The organism is Janthinobacterium sp. EB271-G4-7A (genome assembly GCF_020858075.1).
Classification (GTDB): Bacteria; Pseudomonadota; Gammaproteobacteria; order Burkholderiales; family Burkholderiaceae_D; genus Janthinobacterium; species Janthinobacterium lividum.
Genome location: NZ_JACYMI010000001.1, coordinates 1,847,409 through 1,872,193 on the forward strand (window position 1 = coordinate 1,847,409; position 24,785 = coordinate 1,872,193).

The 24,785-nt window shown below is 64.6% G+C and carries 20 protein-coding genes; 15 read left to right on the forward strand and 5 right to left on the reverse strand.

All coding sequences use genetic code 11. The annotated features are described in order from the left end of the window. Positions 1 to 71: 71 nt before the first annotated feature. Entirely contained in the window at positions 72 to 500 is a 429-nt protein-coding gene (locus IGS58_RS08370) for a RidA family protein (protein WP_099394675.1), read from the reverse strand. 128 nt (positions 501 to 628) lie between these two features. On the opposite strand from IGS58_RS08370, the gene IGS58_RS08375 reads away from it, so the two are divergent. Continuing rightward, positions 629 to 1,567, forward strand: coding sequence for a LysR family transcriptional regulator (locus IGS58_RS08375; protein WP_230521072.1), 939 nt, complete (start codon positions 629 to 631; stop codon positions 1,565 to 1,567). On the opposite strand, the gene IGS58_RS08380 is transcribed toward IGS58_RS08375, so the two are convergent. Further along, positions 1,551 to 3,239: a CehA/McbA family metallohydrolase gene (locus IGS58_RS08380; RefSeq protein WP_230521073.1), complete on the reverse strand. Its 1,689-nt coding sequence runs from the start codon at positions 3,237 to 3,239 to the stop codon at positions 1,551 to 1,553. The two genes, IGS58_RS08375 and IGS58_RS08380, sit on opposite strands and share 17 nt — an antisense overlap. Positions 3,240 to 3,562: 323 nt before the next feature. On the opposite strand from IGS58_RS08380, the gene IGS58_RS08385 reads away from it, so the two are divergent. From IGS58_RS08385 to IGS58_RS08415, 7 genes are all read left to right on the forward strand, one after another. After that, positions 3,563 to 4,858 carry an MFS transporter gene (locus IGS58_RS08385; RefSeq protein WP_230521074.1) on the forward strand — a complete coding sequence of 432 codons (1,296 nt, stop codon included), beginning with the start codon at positions 3,563 to 3,565 and terminating at the stop codon, positions 4,856 to 4,858. 10 nt (positions 4,859 to 4,868) lie between these two features. Then, complete coding sequence (nirB, locus tag IGS58_RS08390) at positions 4,869 to 7,421, forward strand: nitrite reductase large subunit NirB (RefSeq protein ID WP_230521075.1); 2,553 nt, start codon at positions 4,869 to 4,871, stop codon at positions 7,419 to 7,421. 12 nt (positions 7,422 to 7,433) lie between these two features. Then, on the forward strand, positions 7,434 to 7,787 hold the full coding sequence (gene nirD / locus IGS58_RS08395; RefSeq protein WP_070256593.1) for a nitrite reductase small subunit NirD: 354 nt from the start codon (positions 7,434 to 7,436) through the stop codon (positions 7,785 to 7,787). Then, entirely contained in the window at positions 7,784 to 9,010 is a 1,227-nt protein-coding gene (locus IGS58_RS08400) for an NAD(P)/FAD-dependent oxidoreductase (protein ID WP_329957976.1), read from the forward strand. Before nirD ends, IGS58_RS08400 begins: the two co-directional genes overlap by 4 nt. Before the next feature lie 22 nt (positions 9,011 to 9,032). Continuing rightward, positions 9,033 to 11,702 (forward strand): nitrate reductase, encoded by a 2,670-nt coding sequence (locus IGS58_RS08405; RefSeq protein WP_230521076.1) that lies wholly within the window; start codon positions 9,033 to 9,035, stop codon positions 11,700 to 11,702. A 63-nt stretch (positions 11,703 to 11,765) separates the two neighbouring features. After that, complete coding sequence (gene cysC / locus IGS58_RS08410; RefSeq protein ID WP_230521077.1) at positions 11,766 to 12,296, forward strand: adenylyl-sulfate kinase; 531 nt, start codon at positions 11,766 to 11,768, stop codon at positions 12,294 to 12,296. Positions 12,297 to 12,300: 4 nt separating this feature from the next. Continuing rightward, complete coding sequence (locus IGS58_RS08415; RefSeq protein ID WP_230521078.1) at positions 12,301 to 14,316, forward strand: diguanylate cyclase domain-containing protein; 2,016 nt, start codon at positions 12,301 to 12,303, stop codon at positions 14,314 to 14,316. A gap of 3 nt (positions 14,317 to 14,319) precedes the next feature. Here the strand turns inward: IGS58_RS08415 and IGS58_RS08420 are convergent, their stop codons facing one another. The 3 genes from IGS58_RS08420 to IGS58_RS08430 form a co-directional block, all read right to left on the reverse strand. Beyond that, positions 14,320 to 15,237: a pyridoxal-phosphate dependent enzyme gene (locus IGS58_RS08420; RefSeq protein ID WP_070280265.1), complete on the reverse strand. Its 918-nt coding sequence runs from the start codon at positions 15,235 to 15,237 to the stop codon at positions 14,320 to 14,322. An 85-nt stretch (positions 15,238 to 15,322) separates the two neighbouring features. Then, positions 15,323 to 15,826, reverse strand: a complete 504-nt coding sequence (locus IGS58_RS08425) for a MarR family winged helix-turn-helix transcriptional regulator (RefSeq protein WP_052139937.1) — start codon at positions 15,824 to 15,826, stop codon at positions 15,323 to 15,325. A 356-nt stretch (positions 15,827 to 16,182) separates the two neighbouring features. Next, the gene (locus tag IGS58_RS08430) at positions 16,183 to 16,941 is read right to left on the reverse strand and encodes a DeoR/GlpR family DNA-binding transcription regulator (RefSeq protein WP_170846299.1); all 759 of its coding nucleotides are present in this window, start codon (positions 16,939 to 16,941) and stop codon (positions 16,183 to 16,185) included. A 192-nt stretch (positions 16,942 to 17,133) separates the two neighbouring features. Between IGS58_RS08430 and glpD the strand changes: the two genes are divergently transcribed. The 7 genes from glpD to IGS58_RS08465 all read left to right on the forward strand — a co-directional run bounded on the left by glpD (position 17,134) and on the right by IGS58_RS08465 (position 24,761). Further along, positions 17,134 to 18,705: a glycerol-3-phosphate dehydrogenase gene (gene glpD, locus IGS58_RS08435; RefSeq protein ID WP_230521079.1), complete on the forward strand. Its 1,572-nt coding sequence runs from the start codon at positions 17,134 to 17,136 to the stop codon at positions 18,703 to 18,705. A 74-nt stretch (positions 18,706 to 18,779) separates the two neighbouring features. Beyond that, positions 18,780 to 19,868: an ABC transporter ATP-binding protein gene (locus tag IGS58_RS08440; protein ID WP_070256599.1), complete on the forward strand. Its 1,089-nt coding sequence runs from the start codon at positions 18,780 to 18,782 to the stop codon at positions 19,866 to 19,868. Position 19,869: 1 nt separating this feature from the next. Continuing rightward, positions 19,870 to 20,970, forward strand: coding sequence for an ABC transporter ATP-binding protein (locus IGS58_RS08445; RefSeq protein ID WP_230521080.1), 1,101 nt, complete (start codon positions 19,870 to 19,872; stop codon positions 20,968 to 20,970). Continuing rightward, a complete protein-coding gene (locus tag IGS58_RS08450) occupies positions 20,970 to 21,854 on the forward strand; it encodes a carbohydrate ABC transporter permease (protein WP_131686321.1) in 885 nt (294 codons plus the stop codon). Before IGS58_RS08445 ends, IGS58_RS08450 begins: the two co-directional genes overlap by 1 nt. Then, on the forward strand, positions 21,851 to 22,657 hold the full coding sequence (locus tag IGS58_RS08455; protein WP_099400550.1) for a carbohydrate ABC transporter permease: 807 nt from the start codon (positions 21,851 to 21,853) through the stop codon (positions 22,655 to 22,657). The genes IGS58_RS08450 and IGS58_RS08455 overlap by 4 nt, the downstream gene beginning before the upstream one ends. A 28-nt stretch (positions 22,658 to 22,685) precedes the next feature. Next, positions 22,686 to 22,961, forward strand: a complete 276-nt coding sequence (locus tag IGS58_RS08460) for a DUF2160 domain-containing protein (RefSeq protein WP_429238050.1) — start codon at positions 22,686 to 22,688, stop codon at positions 22,959 to 22,961. A 72-nt stretch (positions 22,962 to 23,033) separates the two neighbouring features. Beyond that, entirely contained in the window at positions 23,034 to 24,761 is a 1,728-nt protein-coding gene (locus tag IGS58_RS08465; RefSeq protein ID WP_034779106.1) for an ABC transporter substrate-binding protein, read from the forward strand. Positions 24,762 to 24,785: the final 24 nt, after the last annotated feature.

A 24,785-nucleotide genomic window follows, 5' to 3' on the forward strand; every position in this document is an offset into this window, starting at 1 on the left:
CGCTGCCATGTTGCCACAGATCAGTGCCAGCACACCTTGCGGCGGGCAATCGTGCGAGGGAAAACCTGCCGCTATTTTTCCTGCACGCTTCCAGGGTCTGCGTGGTGGCCAGGCAGCCTGGCCACCACCTTGATCTCGAACTGGAAACCATACAGCCACGTCACGCCCACGGCCGTCACCGTCGGGTGCGGCGCCTGGCCCCAGTACCCGGCCTGCACGATATCCCAGATGCGCTGGAAGTTGGCCTGCGGGTCGACGATAAAGATGGTCACATCCTGCACATCGTCGAAGGTACAGCCGGCCGCTTGCAAGATGGCGTTCAGGTTGTCGAACGCACGCCGGACCTGGGCGTCGAGTCCGGGTTCGGGCGTGCCGTCTTCGCGGCTGCCGACCTGGCCGGAGACGAACAGCAGGCCGTTGGCGCGCACGGCCGGGGAATAGCGGTTCTGTTCATACAGGGCTTGGCGGCCCGGAGGGAATACGACGTCGCGTTTCATCAGCTTTCCTTTGTTGATGCAGCGAAGTTGCTGCCTGGAGAACACTTTATCTGCTGCCAGTCAGCTGATAAAGCGGCCAGAATCGCCTGCACTGTTTGTATAATCCAAACAATCGAATGGCGGAGGTGTAGATGGACAGGTTTGATGCGATGAAGGCTTTCGTGCGGGTGGTCGAGACGGGCAGTTTTACGCGGGCGGCCGCGACCTTGCACATGAGCCGCACCACGGTGACGCAGCTGGTGCAGCAGCTCGAGGCGCGGCTGCGCCTGAAGCTGCTGAACCGCACCACGCGCAAGGTCAATGTGACGGCCGATGGCGCCGCCTATTACGAGCGCATCGTGCAGGTGCTCGACACCCTGGAAGAAATCGAAACGAGCTTGCCGCACGCCGCCGCCTTGCCGCGGGGCCAGTTGCGCGTGGACGTGCCCAGTCCGTTCGCCGCTTTGCTGCTGGTGCCGGCGCTGCCCGGGTTCCATGCGCGGTATCCCGATATCGTGCTCGACATGGGCGCCAGCGACCGCATGGTCGACGTGATCGACGAGAATGTCGATTGCGTGATACGCGGCGGTGACATCACCGACCAGTCGCTGATGGCGCGCAAGCTCGCAGACTTGCCGCTGGGCGTGTATGCGGCGCCCGCCTATCTGCAGCGGGTGGGCACGCCCTTGCATCCGCTGGACTTGCAGGACAGCGCGCACCGCATCGTGCGCTTTTGCTGGGCCAGCAGCGACAACGGCTTTCCGTACGTGATGCACCGCGAGGGCCAGAGCGTGAAGATCCATGGCCAGTACGTGCTGTCGATCGACGACGGCAACGCCTACCTGGCGGCCGGGGTGGCGGGGCTGGGCGTGCTGTGGCTGCCCGACTACATGGCGCGGCCGCACGTGGCCAGGGGCGAGCTGCTGCCGCTGTTCCCCGCATGGACGGTCGATGCCATGCCGCTCCATCTGGCCTATCCGCCGAACCGCCATGTCAGCAAGAAACTGCGCGTCTTTATCGACTGGGTGGCCGAACTGATGGCCCGGCATTCCGCCCCCGCTGTCACTGTCACCGTCACGGCAACTGATTGACCCACACGGGCGCCGACCAGACGATGTTGCCATCGTGCTGCACCAGCCGCGCGTAATAGAAATGGGGGCCGGGCGCGGGCGTGAGGGTGAGCTCGGCCTGGTCAGACACTTGTGTGACGGACCCGTTGCCGCCCGGCACACCGTGGAAGATGGCGACAGCGGCCGCTTGCCGCCCGGCGCTGTTGCTGAAATGGGTGGCCAGGTGCAAGGGGCCATGGTTGTCGAAACGCTCGCCCATCAGCTTGCCGTTGGCCGTGAACAGCAGCTGCGCGTGCTTGTCCATGGTGGCGAACACGCGGCGCGCGCGCAGCGCTTCGAGGAAGCTGTCGCGTGAAACAGGCATGCCGGCGGCCGGGCTGCTCACCAGCACGGCCGTGCGGTTGCCATACGACGCGCCCCAGTTGGCGCAATGGTTGTCTTGGTTGCTGCTGAAGGCCAGGTGGTAGCCGGCCGACAGGGCCCGGTTGCAGGCTGCCTCGTAATTGCTGCGCCGCGTCTCCGTTTCCTGGTCGTTGGTGGAAAAAGCGGACGTGTTCATGACTTCGCACAGCACCATGGCCGCGTCGCCATCCGGCGTGTAGCCCAGCGGCTGGCCATTGACGAGAAACTGGCCCGTTTGGGCGGGGTGGTTGAACTGGCCGACCCAGCCCCGTTCGCGCATCAGCGCGTACAGGCCCGCGTAATCGCCCTTCGGCGTTTCCACGTCGGCCAGTAGCTCGCCCAGGGCATTCCGTTCCCAGGCCAGCAGCTGCTCGCTATTGAGGATATTCACATGGCCGCACTTGTTGATGACGCCCCATTCCATGCCGTACAGGGCCAGGAAGCCGGGGTGGGCGGCGGTATACGCGGCCGCTTCGGCCAGCCCCGTCTGGTACAAGGCTGTCGCTTCGGCAGCGGTGGCGGCTGGGTTGGTGCCGTCGGAACCGTCATACATATGGTTGTGCTCGGATGTCAGCAGGGCGTCGAGCCCATGTTGCTGCGCATACTTGTAGGCATCGATGGGGCCGAAGGGCGCCGTTTGCGGATCCTGCGCGCCATGGCAGGCATCGAGCGCCGCGCCGCCGTCGCTGTGGCGCGTCTGGCTGTGCAAGTTGGCGTAGACGATGCGGTAGCCGGGCTGGCCTTCCAGGCTGGGCAGTTGTTGCAAGCCGGCCTGGAAGGCGGGCACCGTGGGCGCCGTGCCGCTGCGCCGCCGCACCTGGATCGGCCATTGCTGCTCCACCTGCGTTTCCTGCGGCGTGCCCGCATCGGCCACGGCAAGCAGGCGCAACTGGTACAAGCCGTCTGGCGCCAGCCCCCGCCGTTTGGGCGCATCGGCGCCGGCGCGGCCATCCCAGGGCAAGGTGACACTCTTGCCGCCGGCCCCTACCTGTTGCGTGCCCGACCAGCGCCGCAGCACGGCGCCTTGCGGCCCCGGGCCGGACAAGGTCAATGTCCAGCGCACCGCATGGGTGCGGCCTTCGCCCGGATAGGCGAGGTGCACGACAAATGCACGCGCCTGCGTTGCCCGCTCGCCGCGCGCGGCGTGGAAGGGCGCGGCGACGGTGGCATCGAGTTCGCTGTGTTCCTTCGGCTCTTGCGCGGCGGCAGTGTTACTCCACGTAATGAGCAGCAGCCCTGCACCCACGCCAGCCAGCCATGGCGGCCGTAGCCAGCGCAATGTCTTGACCATCGTGGCCTCCCGTACTGCTTCAGATGGCAGTTAGACAAGATATGCCATCGCTGGTTCCCGCATGCACCAGCAAGTGGCATGCTTGCACCGTGATTGGCCATGATCTGGCGCAAAGCCGGTGTGAATGATGCTGCGTGCCCGTCAGGCAAGCTGGCACGGCACTTGCTAAACAGAAGGTACGGATCAACGGCGATCCCCTGAATAAACGCACAACGGTCCAACGACGGACCACATGGACAACGGCGTCCGCCCAGGCTGATTTTTCTCATCGGCGGGGGCGGACGCCGTTTTGTTTTATCAACGGGATATTTCGGGAACCTATCATGGCCAGCCAAAAAGCAACGAGCATCGCGCTCTTCTCCCTCGCCACGCCACCCATGCGCGCATTCCACCTGACGTGGATGGCATTTTTCGTGTGTTTCTTCGCATGGTTCGCCTGCGCTCCCCTGATGCCGGTCATCAAGGGCGAGTTCGGCCTTTCCTTGGCACAAGTGGCGAACATCAATATCGCGGCCGTCGCCATCACCATCCTCGTGCGCCTGATCGTGGGACCCTTGTGCGACCGCTACGGCCCGCGCAAGACCTACACGGGCTTGCTGCTGCTGGGTGCCATTCCCGTGCTGGGCGTGGCCGCTTCGCAAAGCTATGAAAGCTTTCTGTTCTTCCGCCTGGGCATCGGCGCCGTCGGCGCCAGCTTTGTCATCACGCAATATCACACCTCCGTGATGTTCGCGCCCCGCGTAGTGGGGACGGCGAATGCGGCGGCAGCCGGCTGGGGCAATGCGGGCGGCGGCGCGGCGCAGGCGCTGATGCCCTTGCTGCTCGGTGCCGTGCTGATGCTGGGCGTGTCCGAATCGCTGGGCTGGCGCGTCGCCCTGCTGGTGCCGGGCGTGCTGATGCTGGTGATGGCTGCCCTCTACTGGCGCTATACGCAGGATTGCCCGGAAGGTAATTACTCGGACTTGCGTAAGGCTGGCGTGGCTATCGCGGGTGGAAAGAAAGGTGGCTGGGACAGCTTCAAGGCCGCCAGCAGCAATTATCGCGTGTGGCTGCTGTTCGTCACCTATGGCGCCTGCTTCGGCATCGAAATCTTCATCCACAACATCGCCGCCGTGTACTACGTCGACCATTTCGGCCTGTCGCTGAAATCGGCCGGCCTGGCCGCCGGCAGCTTCGGCTTGCTGGCCCTGTTCGCCCGCGCCTTGGGCGGCTGGATGTCCGACAAGCTTGCCCTGCGCGGCAACCTGAACAGCCGCGTCACCCTGCTGTTCATGCTGATGATCGGCGAAGGCGTGGGCCTGCTGTGGTTTGCCAAGGTCGACAGCGTCACGTACGCCGTCATCGCCATGCTGGTCTTCGGCCTGTTCACCCACATGGCGTGCGGCGCGACCTATGCGCTGGTGCCATTCATCGACAGCCGTGCCCTGGGTGGCGTGGCCGGCATCATCGGCGCCGGCGGCAATGTGGGCGCCGTGGCGGCCGGTTTCCTGATGAAGGGCACGGGCGACATCCGCCAGACCCTGATCATCCTCAGCGCGCTGGTGGTGATCTCGGCCCTGTGCGCCATCGCCGTGCGCTTTACCCGCGAAGCGGCTGAACCAAACATGGCCGCGGCCTGAGGAGAGAACAATGAACCACCCCTTGAACATCGTCGTCCTTGGCCATGGCATGGTCGGACACAAATTCCTCGAACGCCTGGCGCTGGAGAACAACACGCGCCTGTCCGTGACGGTCTTGTGCGAAGAGCCGCGCCCCGCCTACGACAGGGTGCACCTGTCCGAATTTTTCAGCGGCAAATCGGCCGAGGACCTGTCGCTGGTGGCGCCCGGCTTCTTCGACAAGGGCAACGTCGTCCTGAAGCTCAATGCGCGCGCCGTGTCCATCGACCGCGCGGCGAAAACCGTCACCGCCAGCACGGGTGAAGTGCTGGGCTACGACAAGCTGGTGTTCGCCACCGGCTCCACGCCGTTCGTGCCGCCGCTGCCGGGCAAGGAGCGCGATGGCTGCTTCGTCTACCGCACCATCGAAGACCTGGAAGCCATGCTGGCCTGGGGCGGAAAGTCAAAAACGGGCGTGGTGATCGGCGGGGGATTGCTGGGTCTCGAATGCGCGAAGGCCTTGAGGGATTTGAAGCTGGACACCCACGTGGTGGAATTCGCGCCGCGCCTGATGGCCGTGCAGGTCGATGAAGGCGGTGCGCGCGTCCTGCGCCGCAAGATCGAGGAACTGGGCGTGACCGTGCACACGCAAAAGAACACCCTGGCCATCGTCGACGGCGAAGCGGCCACGCACCGCATGCAGTTCGCCGACGGCAGCCACCTGGAAGCGGACATGATCGTCTTCTCGGCCGGCATCCGCCCGCGCGACGAACTGGCGCGCGCCTGCGGCCTGGACGTGGGACCACGCGGCGGCATCGCCATCGACGACAGCTGCGTCACATCCGACCCGGACATCTACGCGATCGGTGAATGCGCGCTGTGGGGCGGCCTGGTGTTTGGCCTGGTGGCGCCCGGCTATGAGATGGCGCGCATCGCGGCGCGCCACGTGCTGCAGGAAGAGGGCGAAGCCTCGTTCAAGGGCGCCGACATGAGCACCAAGCTCAAACTGATGGGCGTGGACGTGGCCAGCCTGGGCGACCCGCACGGCAATGCGCCCGGCAGCCGCTCCTACCAGTTCATGGATGAACGCAAGCAGATCTACAAGAAGATCGTCGTTTCCGATTGCGGCAAGTATCTGCTGGGCGGCGTGATGGTGGGCGACGCCAGCGAGTACGGCACCTTGCTGCAGATGATGCTCAATAAAATCGAGCTGCCGGCATCCCCCGAGTTCCTGATCCTGCCCCAGGCCGACGGCCAGCAAAAGGCGGGCCTGGGCGTGGATGCCTTGCCCGAGTCGGCGCAAATCTGCTCGTGCAATGACGTGTCTAAAGGCGCGCTGTGCGCGGCCGTCGCCGATGGCGCCACCACCATCGGCGCATTAAAATCCTGCACGAAAGCCGGCACCGCGTGCGGCGGCTGCGTGCCGCTGGTGACGCAGATCATGAAGGCGGAAATGCAGAAGCAGGGCCTGGCCGTCAACAACCACGTGTGCGAACACTTTGCGTACTCGCGCCAGGAATTGCACCATTTGGTCCGCGTGGGCAAAATCCGCAGCTTCGGCGCGCTGCTGTCCGCGCATGGCCAGGGTTTGGGTTGCGACGTGTGCAAGCCCGTGGCGGCGAATATCCTGGCATCGTGCTGGAACGATTTCGTCCTGTCTCCCGTGCACGCCAGCCTGCAGGACAGCAATGATTATTTTCTCGGCAATATCCAGAAGGATGGCACGTACTCCGTCGTGCCGCGCATGCCGGGCGGCGAAGTGACGGCCGACGGCCTGATCGCCGTGGGCATGGTGGCGAAAAAATACGGTCTCTACACGAAAATCACGGGCGGCCAGCGGGTCGACCTGTTCGGCGCGCGCGTCGACCAGTTGCCGGCCATCTGGGAAGAACTGATCGCGGCCGGCTTCGAGTCGGGCCACGCCTACGGCAAGTCGCTGCGCACGGTGAAATCGTGCGTCGGCTCCACCTGGTGCCGCTATGGCGTGGCCGACAGCTTGGGGTTTGCGATCCAGCTGGAAAACCGCTACAAGGGCTTGCGCACGCCGCACAAGATCAAGTTCGGCGTCTCCGGCTGCACGCGCGAATGCGCCGAGGCGCAGGGCAAGGATATCGGCCTGATCGCCACGGAAAAGGGCTGGAACCTGTACGTGTGCGGCAATGGCGGCATGAAGCCGCGCCATGCGGAGTTGCTGGCGTCCGACCTCGATGAAGCCACCCTGGTGCGCTATGTCGACCGCTTCCTGATGTTTTACGTGCGCACGGCCGACCGCCTGCAGCGCACCAGCGTCTGGCGCGACAACCTCGAAGGGGGCCTCGATTACCTGAAAGCCGTCGTCGTGGCCGACCGGCTGGGCATCGCCCACGAGCTGGAAGCGGACATGCAGCACGTGGTCGACACGTATGCCTGCGAGTGGAAGGAAGCCGTTTCCAACCCCGCCGTGCGCCAGCGCTTCCGCCATTTCGTCAACAGCGACAAAGGCGATGAAAACGTGGTGTTCGTCGAAGAGCGGGGCCAGATCCGCCCCGCCACCGAGATGGAACGCCGCAGCACCGTGATCCCCATCCTTGCCGTGGAGGCTTGAGTCATGAATGCGATGAATGAACTTTCCGGCGCCACCGCCGATAACTGGGTAGCCATCTGTCCCTTGACCGACATCGTGCCCGACACGGGCGTGTGCGCGCTGCTCGGTGGCCGCCACGTGGCCGTGTTCCGCGTCGGCGATGCCGCGCCGCGCGTGTACGCCATCGACAATGTCGACCCGAATGCGGGCGCTTCCGTGCTGTCGCGTGGCCTGGTGGGCAGCATCGGCGAGCGCGTCGTCGTCGCCTCGCCCATCTACAAGCAGCACTTCGACCTGGCCAGCGGCGAGTGCATCGAAGCGCCCGAGCATTCGGTGGCCACCTGGCCGGCGCGCGTGTTCGCGGACATGGTGTGGGTGGCCCTGTGAACCCGCCCCGGCGTCCCGCGCTCGTGGTGGTCGGTAACGGCATGGCCGGCATGCGCACGGTAGAGGAACTCTTGAAACTCGCGCCGGACCTGTACGACATCACCGTGTTCGGCGCCGAGCCGCACGGCAATTACAACCGCATCCTGCTCTCTCCCGTGCTGGCCGGCGAAAAGTCGGTGGACGACATCATGCTGCATACGCGCGACTGGTATGCGCAAAACGGCATCACCCTGCACGCGGGCGATCCCGTCGTGCGCATCGACCGCAAGGCGCGCACCGTGCAGTCGCTGTCCGGCATCACGGTTGCCTATGACCGCCTGCTGCTGGCCACCGGTTCCACTCCCTTCATCGTGCCCGTGCCGGGCCACGAACTGCCCGGCGTGATCGGCTTTCGCGACATCAGCGACGTCGATACCATGCTGCAGGCGGCGCGCACGCACCGCCACGCGGTGGTCATCGGCGGCGGTTTGCTGGGGCTGGAAGCGGCCAACGGCTTGCAGCGCCAGGGCATGGACGTCACGGTCGTGCACATGAGCGGCGCCCTGATGAACCAGCAGCTCGATGCGCCCGCATCGATGCTGCTGAAATCGGCGCTGGAAGCGCGCGGCCTGCGTTTTCTGATGCACGCGCAAACGTCCGCCATCATGGGCAGCGCCCGCGTGGAAGGCGTGCAGTTTGCGGACGGCAGCAGCATCCCCGCCGACCTGGTGGTGATGACGGCCGGCGTGCGCCCCAACATCGCCCTGGCGCAAGCGGCCGGCCTGCACTGCGAACGGGCCATCGTCGTCGACGACTGCCTGCAAAGCTACGACCCGCGCGTGTACGCCGTGGGCGAATGCGTGCAGCACCGGCGCGCCACCTTCGGCCTGGTCGCGCCCATCTGGGAACAGGCGCGCGTGTGCGGCGCGCACCTGGCCGGCGCGGGACACCGCCGCTACGTGCAGCAGGCCAGCGCCACCAAACTGAAAGTGACGGGCATCGACCTGTACTCGGCCGGCGACATCATCGGCGGCGAGGGCAGCGAAGACCTGGTGCTGCGCGACCCGCGCCGCGGCGTCTACAAGCGGCTGGTGGTGCAGGGCAGCCGCCTGGCCGGCGCCGTGCTGTATGGCGACGTGCAGGACGGTCCCTGGTATTTCGACCTGATCCAGCAGCGCCGCGACATCAGCAAACTGCGCACCCATTTATTGTTTGGCCAGGCGCTGTGCGCCCAGGCCGCCTGACAGCGACCAACAGGATACTTTCATGACTAGCTGCATGCCCGTGAAAACCACTTGCCCGTATTGCGGCGTCGGCTGCGGCGTGGAAGCGACACGCCTTCCCGACGGCGCCATCCGCATCGCCGGCGATAGCGGCCACCCGGCCAACCTGGGCAAGCTGTGCGTGAAAGGCTCGGCCCTGGGCGACACCCTGGACCTCGACAAGCGCCTGCTGTATCCGCAGGTGCGTGTCGATGGCGTGCTGCAGCGCGCATCCTGGGATGCCGCGCTGGACCAGGTGGCCGGCGGCTTGCGCGCCATCATCGCCGAGCACGGCCCCGACGCCGTCGCCCTGTATGTCTCGGGCCAACTGCTGACGGAAGACTATTACATCGCCAACAAATTCATGAAGGGCTATGTGGGCAGCGCGAATATCGATACCAATTCGCGCCTGTGCATGTCGTCGGCCGTGGCGGGCCACAAGCGCGCGTTCGGCGAGGATATCGTGCCGGGCTGCTATGAAGACCTGGAACTGGCCGACATGGTGGTGCTGGTGGGCTCGAACACGGCCTGGTGCCACCCGATCCTGTTCCAGCGCATCACACGTATCAAGGAAAGCCGGCCGCACATGAAACTGGTGGTGATCGACCCGCGCCGCACGGCCACCTGCGAGCTGGCCGATTTGCACCTGCCCGTGAAGCCGGGCACCGACGTGTGGCTGTTCAACGGCTTGCTGTGCTACCTGGCACGCGAAGGCGCGATCGATGACGCTTTCGTCACGCGGCACAGTGCGGGACTGGACGAAGCGCTGGCGGCCGCCCACGTGGATTGCGGCGACCCCTTGCAGGTGGCGGCCATCTGCAAGGTCGACCCGCACGCCTTGCTGGCGTTTTACCAGGCATTTGCCGCCACGCGCAAGGTCGTCACGGCGTTTTCGCAGGGCGTGAACCAGTCGTCCTCCGGCACGGACAAGGTCAACAGCATCATCAACTGCCATCTGGCGACGGGGCGCATCGGCCAGCCGGGCATGGGGCCGTTCTCCCTCACGGGCCAGCCAAACGCCATGGGCGGGCGCGAAGTGGGCGGCCTGGCCAACATGCTGGCGGCGCACCTGGAGCTGGACAAGCCGCTGCACCGCGAAGCCGTGCAAACCTTCTGGGGCTCTCCGCGCATGGCAAGCAAGCCTGGCCTGAAGGCCGTGGACCTGTTCCAGGCCATCGAGGCGGGCAAGGTGAAAGCCGTGTGGGTCATCGCCACCAATCCGCTGGTCAGCATGCCGGACGCCGACCAGGTGCGCCGCGCGCTGGCCAAATGCGAACTGGTGGTGGTGTCGGACATCAGCGCCGGGTCGGACACGAATGCCCATGCCGACGTGCTGCTGCCGGCCCTGGGCTGGGGAGAGAAGGATGGCACGGTGACCAATTCCGAGCGCCGCATCTCGCGCCAGCGGGCGTTTTTGCCGGCGCCCGGCGAGGCGCGCGCCGACTGGGACGTGCTGTGCGACGTGGCACGGCGCATGGGCCATGCCGGCTTCGATTTCACGTCGCCGCAGGCCATCTTCGACGAACACGCGCGCCTGTCCGCCTTCCGCAACGCGGGAGACACGGCGCGCCTGTTCAACCTGGGCCACCTGGCTGGCCTGGATGCGGCGCGCTATGACGCCCTGGCGCCGCAGCAGTGGCCGCAGGGCCAGGCGAGGTTGTTCGGCGACGGCCGTTTCGCGCATGCGGACGGGCGCGCGCGCTTCATTCCCACGGCGCCGCGCGCGCCGCGCAACATGCCCGACGAGGACTATCCGCTGATCCTCAACACGGGCCGGGTGCGCGACCAGTGGCACACGATGACGCGCACGGGCAAGGCGGCGAAACTGTCAGGCCACATCGCCGAAGCCTTCATCGACATCCACCCGCAGGATGCGCTGCTGTACAGCGTGCGCGAAGGCGAGCTGGCGCGCATTTCCAGCGCCTGGGGCGCGATGGTGGCGCGCGTCGTGCATGGCGGCGGCATTGCGCGCGGCCAGGTCTTCGTGCCGATACACTGGAGCGACGCCAATGCGTCCGATGCGCGCGTGGGCGCCGTCGTCAACCCCGTCGTCGATCCTGTCTCGGGCGAGCCGGAATTCAAGCACACGCCCGTGCGCATCGAGCAGTTCCGCGTGCACTGGCATGCGTTTGTCCTGAGCCGCACGCCCTTGAACCTCGACGGCGTGGCGCACTGGACGCGCATCCAGGGCGAGCAGTTCCTGCGCTACGAACTGGCCGGCCGCCAGCGCATCGAAGACCTGGGCGCCTGGGCGCGCGCGCTGCTGGGCGTCACGGACGAGAATGCCGACTGGCTCGATTATGCGGACGCCAGTGCCGGCGTGTACCGCGCCGTACACCTGGACGAGGGGCGTATCGCGCAATGCGTGTATGTCTCGCCGCGTCCCGACCTGCCGTCGCGCAGCTGGCTGGCGGGCCTGTTTGCGCACGCGCAAATGGATGCGGCCGACCGCGCTGGCGTGCTGCTGGGGCAGCCCATCGGCAAGGGCGTGGACGCGGGGCCCACCGTGTGTTCGTGCTTTGGCGTGGGACGCAATACCATTTGCGCGGCCATCGTGGAACAGCAGTTGACGACGACGGCGCAGGTGACGGCCTGCGTCAATGCGGGCGGCAATTGCGGCTCCTGCGTGCCGGAGATACGACAATTGCTGCTTGAGACGCGCAGCGCTGCCTGATAATCTGTCCTTTCCTGCGCGGCTTTGTTATATTGCCAGCTCTACAAGAGGAGAGGCAGTGTGATGACAGCAGGACAACACGACACGGTCTGGCTGACGGGCTTGAGCGGCGCCGGCAAGTCCAGCATCGCCGATGCGCTGGCGCACCGGCTCAAGGTGCAGGGCCGCGCCGTGGCGCTGCTCGACGGCGACCAGCTGCGCCATGGCTTGAACCGCGACCTGGGTTTTACGCCCGAAGACCGGCATGAAAACATCCGCCGCACGGCCGAAGTGGCGTGCCTGATGAACGGGGCGGGCCTGACCGTCATCGCCGCCCTCATTTCGCCGTATCGCACCGACCGGGCCATGGCTGCCGCCATCATCGGCACGGCGCATTTCATCGAAGTCCACGTCAGCACGCCGCTGGCCGTGTGCGAGGCGCGCGATCCGAAAGGCCTGTATGAAAAGGCGCGCGCGGGGCAGCTGGCGCAATTCACGGGCATTTCCGCCCCTTACGAAGCGCCGCTGGCGGCCGCGCTGACCCTGGATACGGGCACCCTGGCGCTGGACGAGTCGGTCGAGCGCCTGTACCGGTATTTGCAGCGGCGGACGTGACGGCATGACGGCGACAAGAGGGACATTGCGCAAATGGCTGCGCCGGCGCCTGCCCGCCAGCCTGAAGGCGCGCATGAGCGTGGTCGTCTTCCTGCTCGTGCTGGGCGCGGTGGCTTCGCTGGCGCTGGCCACCCTGGCCGTGGCCGAACGCGGCATGCGCGACGTGATGGGACGCCAGCAGTACGTATCGCTGGCCAGCGCCGCCGTCTTCATCGACGAGGAACTCGACGCGAAGCGCAATGTGCTGCGCGCGATGGCAGACAGCCTGGCGGCCGGCGGCGCGCACGACGGCGCCAGCCTGCAGCGTTTCCTGACTGCGCAAACGGTGCTGGGCAAGGAGTTTTATTCGGCCGGCGTGGTCGGCATCGACGGCGTTGTCCTGGCCAGCGTGAGTCCCTTCAAGCCGCAGGCGGGGCTGAACGTGAAGGGCCGTCCGTACTTTGAACAGACGCTGGCGACGCGGCGCTCGGTGATTTCCGCGCCGCTGAACGGCAGTATTTCCGGCATGCCCATCGTGGTGGTGACGCAGCCCGTGTTCGACGCGCAGGGCGGCGTGCGCTATGTGCTGGCGGCCAGCGTCAACCTGCGCCAGCCCGATTTCCTGGGCCGTCTGGGCGCCCTCAAGCCGGGGCAGGGCGGCTATCTGTACATCATGACCAGCGAAGGCGTCATCGTCGAGCATCCCGACAAGTCGCGCATCATGCAGCATATCGAAGCCCATGGCCCCGTCAGCGTGCCCACGCGGCGCGCCATGCAGGGTTTCGAGGGCTGGCTGACGGGCACCACCACGCAAGGCGTCGATGCCCTGTTCGCTTACCACCGCATCGCCTCGACGGGCTGGATACTGGCGTCCGTGTATCCCATGCGCGAAGCCTTCGCACCGCTGCACGCCATCCGCAGCAAGATCCTGCTGGCCGCCGTGCTGCTGGCGGCGCTGGCGGGCCTGGCCGGCTGGCGCGTGGTGCTGCGCCTGTTGCAGCCCCTGGAACGCTTGCGCCGCCAGGTGCACCAGATCCGCCGCCAGCGCCTGGGCATCGAAGCGCTGCAAATCGAGCGGCGCGACGAGATCGGCGACTTGAGCCGCGACTTTTACTCGCTGGTGGCCGAGCGCGAAATCGCCGAGGCGCAGACGCGCGACAGCGAGCGGCGCTTGAAACTGCTGACGGACCACGTGCCCGTGGTGATCGTGTATATCGACCGTGAGCACCGCTACCAGTTCATCAACGCGACGTTTGAAAAATGGTTCGGCAGGTCGCAGCAGGAAAGCCTGATGCAGTCGATCCGCGAGGTGCTGGGAGAGGAAGCGTATCAATTGCGCGAAGCCTATCTGCGGCGCGCCTTTGCGGGCGAGGAGGTCGAATATGAATTCACCCTCGGTGGCGAAGGGGACGCTGGCATGCGCGCCTTCCAGACCAGCTACGTGCCCGACGTGGGCGAGAGCGGCGCGGTGGAAGGCGTGTATGGCCTGATCCACGAAATCACCAAGACCAGGGCGGTGCATACGGCGCTGCAGTTTGCCGCCGCCACCGATACCCTGACGGGCATCGCCAACCGGCGCCGCTTCGACGAGCAGCTGGCGCAAAGCATGCAGCGCACGCGGGCTGCGCGCGCGCCGATGGCGCTGGCCTATCTCGATATCGACCGTTTCAAGGCCATCAACGACAGCCTGGGACACAAGGCGGGCGACGAGGTGCTGAAGGAATTTGCCGCGCGCCTGGTGCGCAGCGTGCGCGCCAGCGACTTGGTGGCGCGCCTGGCCGGCGATGAATTCGTGATCATTCTCGAAGGCGTGAACAGCGCGGCCGAAGTGCGACAGATCGGCGCGAAGATCATCGACGCCATCCGCCAGCCCTTCGAACTGGCCAGCGGCCCGCTGCCGGTGACGACCAGCATCGGCATCGCCATCTTCCGCGAAGGCGCGCTGACGGCGGCGCAGTTGCTGGACCTGGCCGACCAGGCCCTGTATGCCGCCAAGGGGCAGGGCCGCGATGGCGTGGCGCTGCTCGAGGCGGCGCCCTGAGTATTACAGGGTGGCAGTCCAGTGGTCGAGCTGCTGCGTGGTGGCCGTCACGCCGCCGCACACGATGACCAGCACATTGCGGTAGGGCGCCAGTTCCGGCGCCTTGCCGTAGACGGCCGCCAGCGCCGCGCCGCAGGCCGGCTCCACCACCAGGCGCTGGTCGGTGATGAAGCGCTGGCAGGCGTCGACGGCGGCCTGGTCCGACACCACCACGCTGTGCAGCAGGCGCGTCTGGCTGATGGCGAATGCCTGCGCGCAGACCTGGCGCGCGGCCAGCGACGTGGCGATGCTCGTCACGGCCGGCAGCGTCACGTGTTCGCGCGCGGCCACGGCCGCCGCCAGCGAGGCCGCGCCTTGCGTTTCCACGGCCACCAGGGCCACGTCATCCCAGCCGTTGCGCTGCAAGCCTTCGGCCACGCCGGCCAGCAGGCCGCCGCCGCCCACCGACAGCACCACCGCGTCCGGCTTCAGGCCCGCGCGCGCCACTTCATCGATCATGCCGGCGTGGCCCTGCCACAGCAGCGGGTCGTCGAACGGATGCAAGAAGGCGTCCTGCGGCGTGAGCATCGACTGCGCCAGCGCGTTCGCTTCCTGCCATGCGGCGCCGTGCACGATAACTTCGGCGCCTTCCTGCGCGATCAGGGCCCTGGCCCGTTGGCTGGTCGTTTCCGGCACGACGACGATGACGGGAATGCCCAGCTGGCGTCCCGCATAGGCGACGGCGATGCCGGCATTGCCGCCGGAAGAGGAGATGAAACGGCTGGCGCCGCGCCGCGCGTATTCTTCGCAGGCGAGGCCGATGCCGCGGATCTTGAAGGAGCCTGGCGGCTGCAGGGCTTCGAGCTTGAGCCAGATGGCGCGTTCGCTGTGCAGGCTCAGGGCGCGTGAGTTGAGCAAGGGAGTTTCGATGTGCAGGGCCATGCGTGTTCCTCGTAGACAGTCAGGCCAGCATCATAGCCGAAGCGCCCGCGCCACCGTGTCACCCTTGCAGGGAGTGTTACTGCTGTTAATTCAGCGGGGCGCTCTTGAGCTGATGCGTGCGCGCCACTTCCTTCATCGCTTCGAGCAGGTCGTCGCGCAGCTGGCGCGGCAGCTTGCCAAAGAATTCCTCGTCGTTCTGGTCCGCCATCTCGGCCAGCACGGGCACCAGCGCCTCGCCTTCCGTGGTCAGTTCGATCGAGTGCTGGCGGCGGTCGGCCAGCAGGATGGACTTGCTGACCATGCCCTTGCTTTCCAGGCGGTCGATCAGTTTCGATACGGCGCCCTTGCTCATGCCGGACACTTGCGCCAGCACCGTGGGCGAGGTGCAGCCCAGGCGGAACATTTCGCGCAGCACCACCCATTCGGAGACCGTCACGCCATTGGCTTCGGCTTTTTTCTGAAAGCTGTGGGAAACGTGGTTGGAAACGAAACGCAGCCAGTAACCGAGGTGGGCTTCCAGCTCGCTGACGGGGACGCTGTTGGGATGGGCGGATTGCGGCATGGCGGCCGCTTCAAAATTATGGCTCATTTCTTTTCCTTCACTAGGCGGCGTTGCCGGCATGGTTAAGGCCTTCACGCTTGCTGTCGAGTGGTTTGTTTGGGAAGAATCATCGTGCTTGAGATAGTTTTAACACTGTTTTCACAGGAAATCACTTACCGGCAAAGAGTTTTTCCTTTTTTCTTGCTCTGGGGAGATAAAAAAACAATATCAAGCAAATAATCGTATTACCAGAGAGGAAGATTAAAAAAATAACTCATGTTGCATCAATGGTAACAGCATTTTTGCCGAATTGATAAATATTTCATATCATTCGGTGCGCTTGCCCACACACGGCGTATTGCCCACGCGACAGTGCGGGGTTTTCTTGCAGAAATGCGGCCCGCTCAGGCCAGCACCACCTTCACGCCCGCGTCGCGCAATACTTCGGCAAAGCGGGGCGGTGGCGGCGCATCTGTAAACAAGATGTCGATTTGCGCCAGGTCGGCCAGGCGCACCAGCGCCTTGCGGCCGAATTTATGCTGGTCGGCCACCAGCCACACTTCGCGCGACTGCTCGATGATGGCTTGCGCCACCTTCACTTCGCGCGCGTCGAAGTCGCGCAGGCTGCCGTCTTCGTCGATGCTGGAAATGCCGATGATGCCGATGTCGACCTTGAACTGGCGGATGAAGTCGATGGTGGCTTCACCGACGATGCCGCGGTCGCGCCCGCGCACCACGCCGCCGGCCACGATGACTTCGCAGGCGGCGTTGTCGGCCAGGATGGCGGCCACGTTCAGGTTGTTCGTCACCACGTGCAAGCCCGTGTGCCGGCCCAGCGCGCGCGCCACTTCCTCGGTGGTCGTGCCGATATTGATCAGCAGCGAACAGCCGTGCGGCACCTGCGTGGCGACGGCGGCGGCGATGCGCCGCTTGGCGTCGCTGTTGAACACTTGCCGCTGGCTGTAATCGATGTTTTCCACGGACGAGGGCAAGCCGACGCCGCCGTGGTAGCGGGCCAGCAGGCGCGCTTCTTCCATCTGCTTGACGTCGCGGCGCACGGTTTGCGGCGTCACGCCCAGCTGCTGGGCCAGCTCTTCGACGGACATGGTGACCTTTTGGCGCACCACTTCGAGCAGGCGGCGCTGGCGGGGATTCAAAATCATGGGTTTGTCTCTTTAAAAATCATAAACGAACAGAAACGAACAAATAGTGATGAAAATATGTTGCTATGAGTTCGTATTCTGGCGTATCTTATTCATATTGCATGCGTATTACCAGATGGTGATCTTAACGACAGTCGCCGGCGATGCCTAGTCTTTCCTCGCCAGCGTGTCCCCGACATACACGGAGTCCCGATGACCGCAGCACAGCAAGGTGTGGAGACAGCGATGGCATGCGACGTGCTGGTGGTGGGCGGCGGCATCAATGGCGCCGGCATCGCGCGCGATGCGGCCGGGCGGGGCTTGTCCGTGGTGCTGTGCGAAAAGGATGACCTGGCCGCGCACACCTCATCCGCATCGACCAAGCTGATACACGGCGGTCTGCGCTACCTCGAATACTATGAATTCGGCCTCGTGCGCAAGGCGCTGATCGAGCGCGAAGTGCTGCTGCGCTCGGCGCCGCACATCATGTGGCCGCTGCGCTTCGTCATGCCGCATGCGCAGGGCCAGCGCCCCGCCTGGCTGATACGCGCCGGCCTGTTTCTCTACGACATGCTGGCGAAGCGGGAAATCCTGCCGGGCTCCAGCGGCATCGACCTGACGCGCCACGCGGCCGGCAAACCGTTAAAACCCGAGTTCAAGCGCGGCTTCGTGTATTCCGACGGCTGGGTCGACGATGCGCGCCTGGTGGTGCTGAACGCCATCGATGCGGCTGACAATGGTGCGCATGTGCTGACGCAGACGCGCTGCACGGCCCTGTGGCGCGACGGCGCGGGTGCGGACGCTTCTTGGCAGGCGACTCTGCTGCGGGGCGACGGGCGTGAGTTGTCCGTGCGCGCGCGCAGCGTCGTCAATGCGGCCGGGCCGTGGACGGCCGAATTCCTGCAGCAGGCGGCGCCGGGCGGACAGGGCCGGCATTTGCGCCTGATCAAGGGCAGCCATATCGTCGTCAAGCGCCTGTTCGAGCATGATCACGCGTATATCTTCCAGCATCCGGACGGGCGCATCGTGTTTGCCATTCCGTATGAACACGATTTCACCCTGATCGGCACCACCGACCTCGACTATCACGGCGACAGCGGCAAGGTGGAAATCGATGACGAGGAAATTCGTTACTTGTGCGAGCTTTCCAGTTACTATTTCAGCAAGCCCATTGTGCCTGCCGATGTGGTGTGGACGTATGCGGGCGTGCGCCCGCTGGTGGAAGACGCGGCGGCCGACGCCAAGGCCGTCACGCGCGATTACCGCTTCGAACTGGACCAGGAAGGTGCGCCGCTGCTCAGTGTTTTCGGCGGCAAGATCACCACCTTCCGCAAGCTGGCCGAGGAAGCGCTCGATGTGCTGGAGCCGTTGCTGGTGCCCGAGCCGGGCAAGCGGCGGCGGGCCTGGACGGAGCAGGCTTGCCTGCCCGGCGGCGATGTGTTCGGCAGCACGCCGCAGAACCGCTCCGTGCGCGAGTTCGGCCAGTTCGTGCAAGGCTTGCAGCGCGAGTATGCGTGGCTGCCGGCGGCGCTGGTGGCGCGCTATGCGCGCGCCTACGGCACGCGCATCCACGTGCTGCTCGAGGGCAGGGCGGACGTGGCGGCCATGGGCGAGGAAATCGCCCATGGCCTGTACGCGGCGGAAGTCGACTATTTGCGGCGCCATGAATGGGCCGTCAGCGCGGCCGACATCCTGTGGCGGCGCTCCAAGCTGGGCCTGCACCTGCCGCGCGAGACGGCGGACAGGCTCGATGCCTGGCTGTTGCAGCATCCGCTTTTGCCGTAAGCACAACACGTTGGCGACCGCGCCCCGCAGAGGGTGCGGCGAAGAATAAGAAACCATCACTGGAGGAGAAGCGCGTGCAACTGGTACTGGACAAGATCAGCAGGAAGCAGGGGGCTGACGACTTTTTATATCCGATGTCGCTGGCCTTGGTGCCGGGCGCCATCAACGTCTTGCTGGGCACCACGCGTGCCGGCAAGACGACCCTGATGCGCGTGATGGCGGGCCTGGACAAGCCCAGCGGGGGCACCGTGACGGCCGATGGCGTCGACGTGACGGGCGTGCCCGTCAGCCGCCGCAACCTGGCCATGGTGTACCAGCAATTCATCAATTATCCGGCCTTCACCGTCTACGACAATATCGCTTCGCCCTTGCGTTTGCGCAAGGTGCCCGAGGAGCAGATCCGGACGAAAGTGCTGGCGCTGGCCGAGCGCCTGCACATCACGCCCTACCTGCAGCGCACGCCGGGCGAATTGTCGGGTGGGCAGCAGCAGCGCACGGCGCTGGGGCGCGCGCTGATCAAGGATGCATCGTTGCTGCTGCTCGACGAGCCATTGGTGAACCTCGACTATAAGCTGCGCGAGGAATTGCGCCGCGAATTGACGGAACTGTTTTCCAGCGGCAGCACGACGGTCGTGTACGCGACCACGGAGCCGCTGGAAGCGCTGCAGCTGGGCGGCCACGTGGCCGTGCTGCACGAGGGACGCCTGCTGCAGCAGGGGCCGACCCTGGACGTTTTCAATGCCCCCAATTCCATCGATGTGGCGCGCACCTTCAGCGACCCGCCCATCAACCTGATCCCCGCGCGCGTGGATGCGCACGGCGTGGCGCAGGCGGCGGACGGCCTGTCGATACACTTGAGCGGTGCGCAGCGCGCCCGCCTGGGCGACAGTACGGAGGTGATCCTCGGGGTGCGCGCGCACAGCCTGCATCTGTCTCCCCAGTCCGATGGCGACGTGCCCATTGCGGCGCAGGTGGACCTGGCGGAAATCAGCGGCTCGGAAACCTATGTGCATGCGCGCCGCGGCGAGCTGGCCCTGGTGGCGCAGCTGGGCGGCGTGCACAACCTGGAGATCGGCAGCGCCTGCACCGTGTATTGCCAGCCGCATGCCTTGCTGATCTTCGCGCAAGACGGCGGGTTGCTGTTTGCACCGGGAGGAGCTTGACATGGCGCGCATCGAACTGGTCGACCTGGCCCACGCCTACAAACCGAACCCGACGGCGCCAAGCGACTACGCGCTGCGGCCCATGAGCATGGAATGGCATGACGGCGGCGCGTACGCCTTGCTGGGACCGTCCGGCTGCGGCAAGACGACCTTGCTCAATATCATTTCCGGCCTGGTGAAGCCGTCGCATGGCAGGGTGCTGTTCGACGGCAAGGACGTGACGCAGCTGCCGACCGAGGCGAGGAATATCGCGCAAGTGTTCCAGTTTCCCGTCATCTACGACACCATGACCGTGCACGACAACCTGGCGTTTCCGCTGCGCAATCGCGGCTGGAAAGAGATCGAAGTCAAAAAGCGCGTGCAGCAGGTGGCGCAGATGCTGGAATTGACGGGCGACCTGAAATTGCGCGCCAGCGGCTTGTCCGTGGACGCCAAGCAAAAGATTTCGCTGGGCCGGGGCCTCGTGCGTCCCGACGTGGCGGCCGTGCTGTTCGACGAACCGCTGACGGTGATCGACCCGCATTTGAAATGGCTGTTGCGCCGGAAACTCAAGGAAATCCACCACGAACTGAAATTGTCCTTGATCTACGTCACGCACGACCAGGTGGAAGCGCTGACCTTTGCCGACCAGGTGGTCGTCATGACGCAGGGCGAAGTGGTGCAGACGGGCAGCGCGCAAGCCCTGTTCGAGGAACCCGAGCACACCTTTGTCGGCTATTTCATCGGCAATCCGGGCATGAACTTGCTCGATTGCACCCTGGACGATGGCGGCGTGCGCGTGGCGGGGCAGCTGCTCGCCGTGTCCGCCGCCGCGCGCGCGGCGCTGTCCGGTGCGCAAGGAAAAATCACGCTGGGCGTGCGGCCCGAATTCGTCGAGTGCGTCAAGGCGTACCCGGGAGAAGAGGGGGGCGACCACTGCCTGGACGCAACGGTCACGGCCGTGCGCAACATGGGTACGCATTACCTGGCGGAATTCCAGCTGGGCGGCGCGACGGTGGCGGCCAAGCTGCGGGCCATCGATGCCGTCGCGGGAGATGCCGTGCGGCTGCGCTTCCCGCCGCAACGCACTTTGTTCTATGTCAACGATAAGCGGGTGGCCTGATGATACATAACGGTAAAACCGATAACAACCGCCGCGCCTGGCTACTGATCCTGCCCGTGCTGCTGTGCGTGGCCTTTTCCGCCATCCTGCCGCTGATGACAGTGGTGAACTATTCCGTGCAGGATATTCTGAGCCCCACGCAAAAGGTCTTCGTGGGCACCGAGTGGTTCCGCATGGTCATGCTGGACGGCGACTTGCACAGCGCCTTGCTGCGCCAGCTGCTGTTTTCCGGCTCCGTGCTGGCGATCCAGATTCCGCTGGGCATCCTGATTGCCCTGTGCATGCCGGCCGATGGCTGGAAGGCGTCGCTGGCGTTGGTGCTGATCGCGCTGCCCTTGCTGATTCCCTGGAACGTGGTGGGCACCATCTGGCAAATCTTTGGCCGCGGCGATATCGGCCTGATGGGCTACAGCCTGAACCAGCTGGGCTTAGCCTACAATTACAACGGCAATTCGCTCGACGCGTGGCTGACGGTGATGGTGATGGATATCTGGCACTGGACGCCCCTGGTCGTGCTGCTGTGCTATGCGGGCTTGCGCGCCATTCCCGACGCGTACTACCAGGCCGCGCGCATCGACGGCGCTTCGCGCCTGGCCGTGTTCCGCTACATCCAGCTGCCGAAACTGCGCAATGTGCTGATGATCGCCGTGTTGCTGCGCTTCATGGACAGTTTCATGATCTATACGGAACCGTTCGTGCTGACGGGCGGCGGACCGGGCAATGCCACCACGTTCCTGTCGCAATACCTGACGCAAAAGGCCGTCGGCCAGTTCGACCTGGGGCCGGCCTCGGCGTTTTCATTGATTTACTTCCTGATCATCCTGCTGTTCTGCTTTGTGCTGTACACGTGGATGCAGCGCGTCGGCACGGGAGACCAGAAATGATGCACAAGAAAATGAGCAGTGCCATCCTCGTCGTCTTTTTGCTGGCTTCATTGTTGCCCATCTACTGGATGCTCAACATGTCGCTCAAGACCAACGAGGAAATCGTGGGGGTCTTGAGCCTGTGGCCCCAGCAACTGACGTTCGCCAACTACCACACGATTTTTACCGACCGGTCCTGGTACAGCGGCTATATCAATTCCATGATTTACGTCGCCTTGAACATGGTGATGTCCGTCACGGTCGCCTTGCCGGCCGCGTATGCCTTTTCGCGTTATAACTTCGTGGGTGACAAGCATTTGTTCTTCTGGCTGCTGACCAACCGCATGACGCCGCCCGCCGTCTTCCTCGTGCCTTTCTTCCAGCTGTATTCGACGGTGGGCCTGATGGATACGCATCTGGCCGTGGCGCTGGCGCACATGGTCTTCAACGTGCCGCTGGCCGTGTGGATACTGGAAGGCTTCATGTCCGGCGTGCCGAAGGAAATCGACGAGACGGCGTATATCGACGGCTACAGCTTCCCGCGCTTCTTCATCCGCATTTTCTTGCCAATGATCAAGTCGGGCGTGGGCGTGACGGCCTTCTTCTGCTTCATGTTCAGCTGGGTGGAACTGTTATTGGCCCGCACCTTGACGTCTGTCAATGCCAAGCCGATTGCCGCCACCATGACGCGCACCGTCTCGGCGGCCGGCATGGACTGGGGCGTGCTGGCGGCGGCCGGCGTGCTGACCATCGTGCCCGGCGCGCTGGTGATCTGGTTCGTGCGGCATTACATTGCCAAGGGTTTCGCGATGGGGAGGGTGTGACATGGAAAATACCGATAGCACAGCCAGCCTGTTCGGCTGGATGGCGTGGACGCCGGAAGTGGCCATCTTCTTCATCTGCATCGGCCTGATGCTGGCCGGCATGACGGTGTGGCAGCTCCGTTCGCCCAGCATCGAACGAAAAGGTTTCCTGCCGATGCCGACCACGCGCGGCGACCGCCTGTTCATCGGGCTGTTGACGGCCGCGTATGTCAATCTGGCGTGGGCGGGGTTCACGGAAATGCAGCAGGCGATAGGTGCCGCCATCAGTTTTGTACTTTTATTAGTGGTAATGCGTTGGGGGTGAGCCGGCTTGCCGGTGTTGATGGAGGCCGGACCGTCAGCAGGCGGCCGGCAATAAAATAAAAGGAGATTCACGATGAAATTGAAGTTCACGGTCTTCGCGGCTGCGGCCATGCTCGTGTCGAATGCGGCCCTGGCAGACGCCAAGCAGGCGCAAACCTGGATCGACAAGGAATTCCAGCCATCCAGCCTGAGCAAGCAACAACAGCTTGCTGAAATGAAATGGTTCATCGATGCGGCGGCCAAGCTGAAAGCCAAGGGCATCAAGGAAATTTCCGTGGTCTCGGAAACCATCGACACCCACGTCTACGAATCGAAGACCCTGGCCAAGGCCTTCGAGGAAATCACGGGCATCAAGGTGCGCCACGACATCATCCAGGAAGGCGACGTGGTGGAAAAGCTGCAGACCTCCATGCAGTCCGGCAAGAGCATCTATGACGGCTGGATTTCCGATTCCGACCTGATCGGCACGCACTACCGCTATGGCGCCGTCGAACCGCTGTCCGACTACATGGCTGCCAAGGGCAAGGAATTCACGAACCCGGGCCTGGACCTGAAGGATTTCATCGGTATCAGTTTTACGACGGCGCCCGATGGCAAGGTGTACCAGTTGCCCGACCAGCAATTCGCCAACCTGTACTGGTTCCGCGCCGACTGGTTCGCGCGCAAGGATTTGCAAGCCAAGTTCAAGGCCAAGTATGGCTACGAGCTGGGCGTGCCGCAGAACTGGTCCGCGTATGAAGACATCGCCGACTTTTTTACCAATGACGTGAAGGAACTGGACGGCAAGAAAGTCTATGGCCACATGGATTACGGCAAGAAAGATCCATCCCTGGGCTGGCGCTTCACGGATGCGTGGCTGTCGATGGCTGGCGCGGCCGACAAGGGCATTCCGAACGGCATGCCTGTCGACGAGTGGGGCATCAAGGTAGCGGCCGACAAGTGCACGCCCGTGGGTGCCTCGATGTCGCGCGGCGGCGCCACCAATTCGCCGGCGGCCGTGTTTGCGCTGACGAAATACATCGACTGGATGAAGAAGTATGCGCCGCCGCAGGCGAACGGCATGAATTTCTCGGAATCGGGCCCCGTGCCGGCGCAGGGCGAAATCGCCCAGCAAATCTTCTGGTACACGGCGTTTACGGCCGGCATGACGAAACCGGGCTTGCCGGTGGTGAACAAGGACGGCACGCCGAAATGGCGCATGGCGCCGTCGCCGCACGGCCCGTACTGGAAAGAGGGCATGCAGAACGGCTACCAGGACGTCGGTTCCTGGTTCCTGTTCAAGTCCACGCCCGATGACCGCAAGGCCGCCGCCTGGCTGTATGCGCAATTCGTCACGTCGAAAACCGTGTCGCTGAAGAAATCCATCGTCGGCCTGACCTTCATCCGCGATTCCGACATCCGCCACGATTATTTTACAAAGCACGCGAACGAGTATGGCGGCTTGATCGAGTTCTACCGCAGCCCCGCCCGCGTGGCGTGGACGCCGACAGGCAACAACGTGCCCGACTATCCGAAGCTGGCGCAGCTGTGGTGGAAGAACGTGGCCACGGCCATCACGGCGGAAAAAACGCCGCAAGCCGCCATGGATAACCTGGCCGAGGAAATGGACCAGGTCATGGCGCGCCTGCAACGTGCCGGCATGAAGGCGTGCGCGCCCAAGCTCAATCCCAAGGTCGATCCGAACCAGTATCTGTCGGACCAGCACGCCCCATGGAAAAAGCTGGCGAATGAAAAGCCGAAGGGTGAAACGATTGCCTACGACAAGCTGCTGCAAGCCTGGAAAGAAGGCAAGGTAAGGTAAACTGCCTGCGCTGTCCCGAGGGCA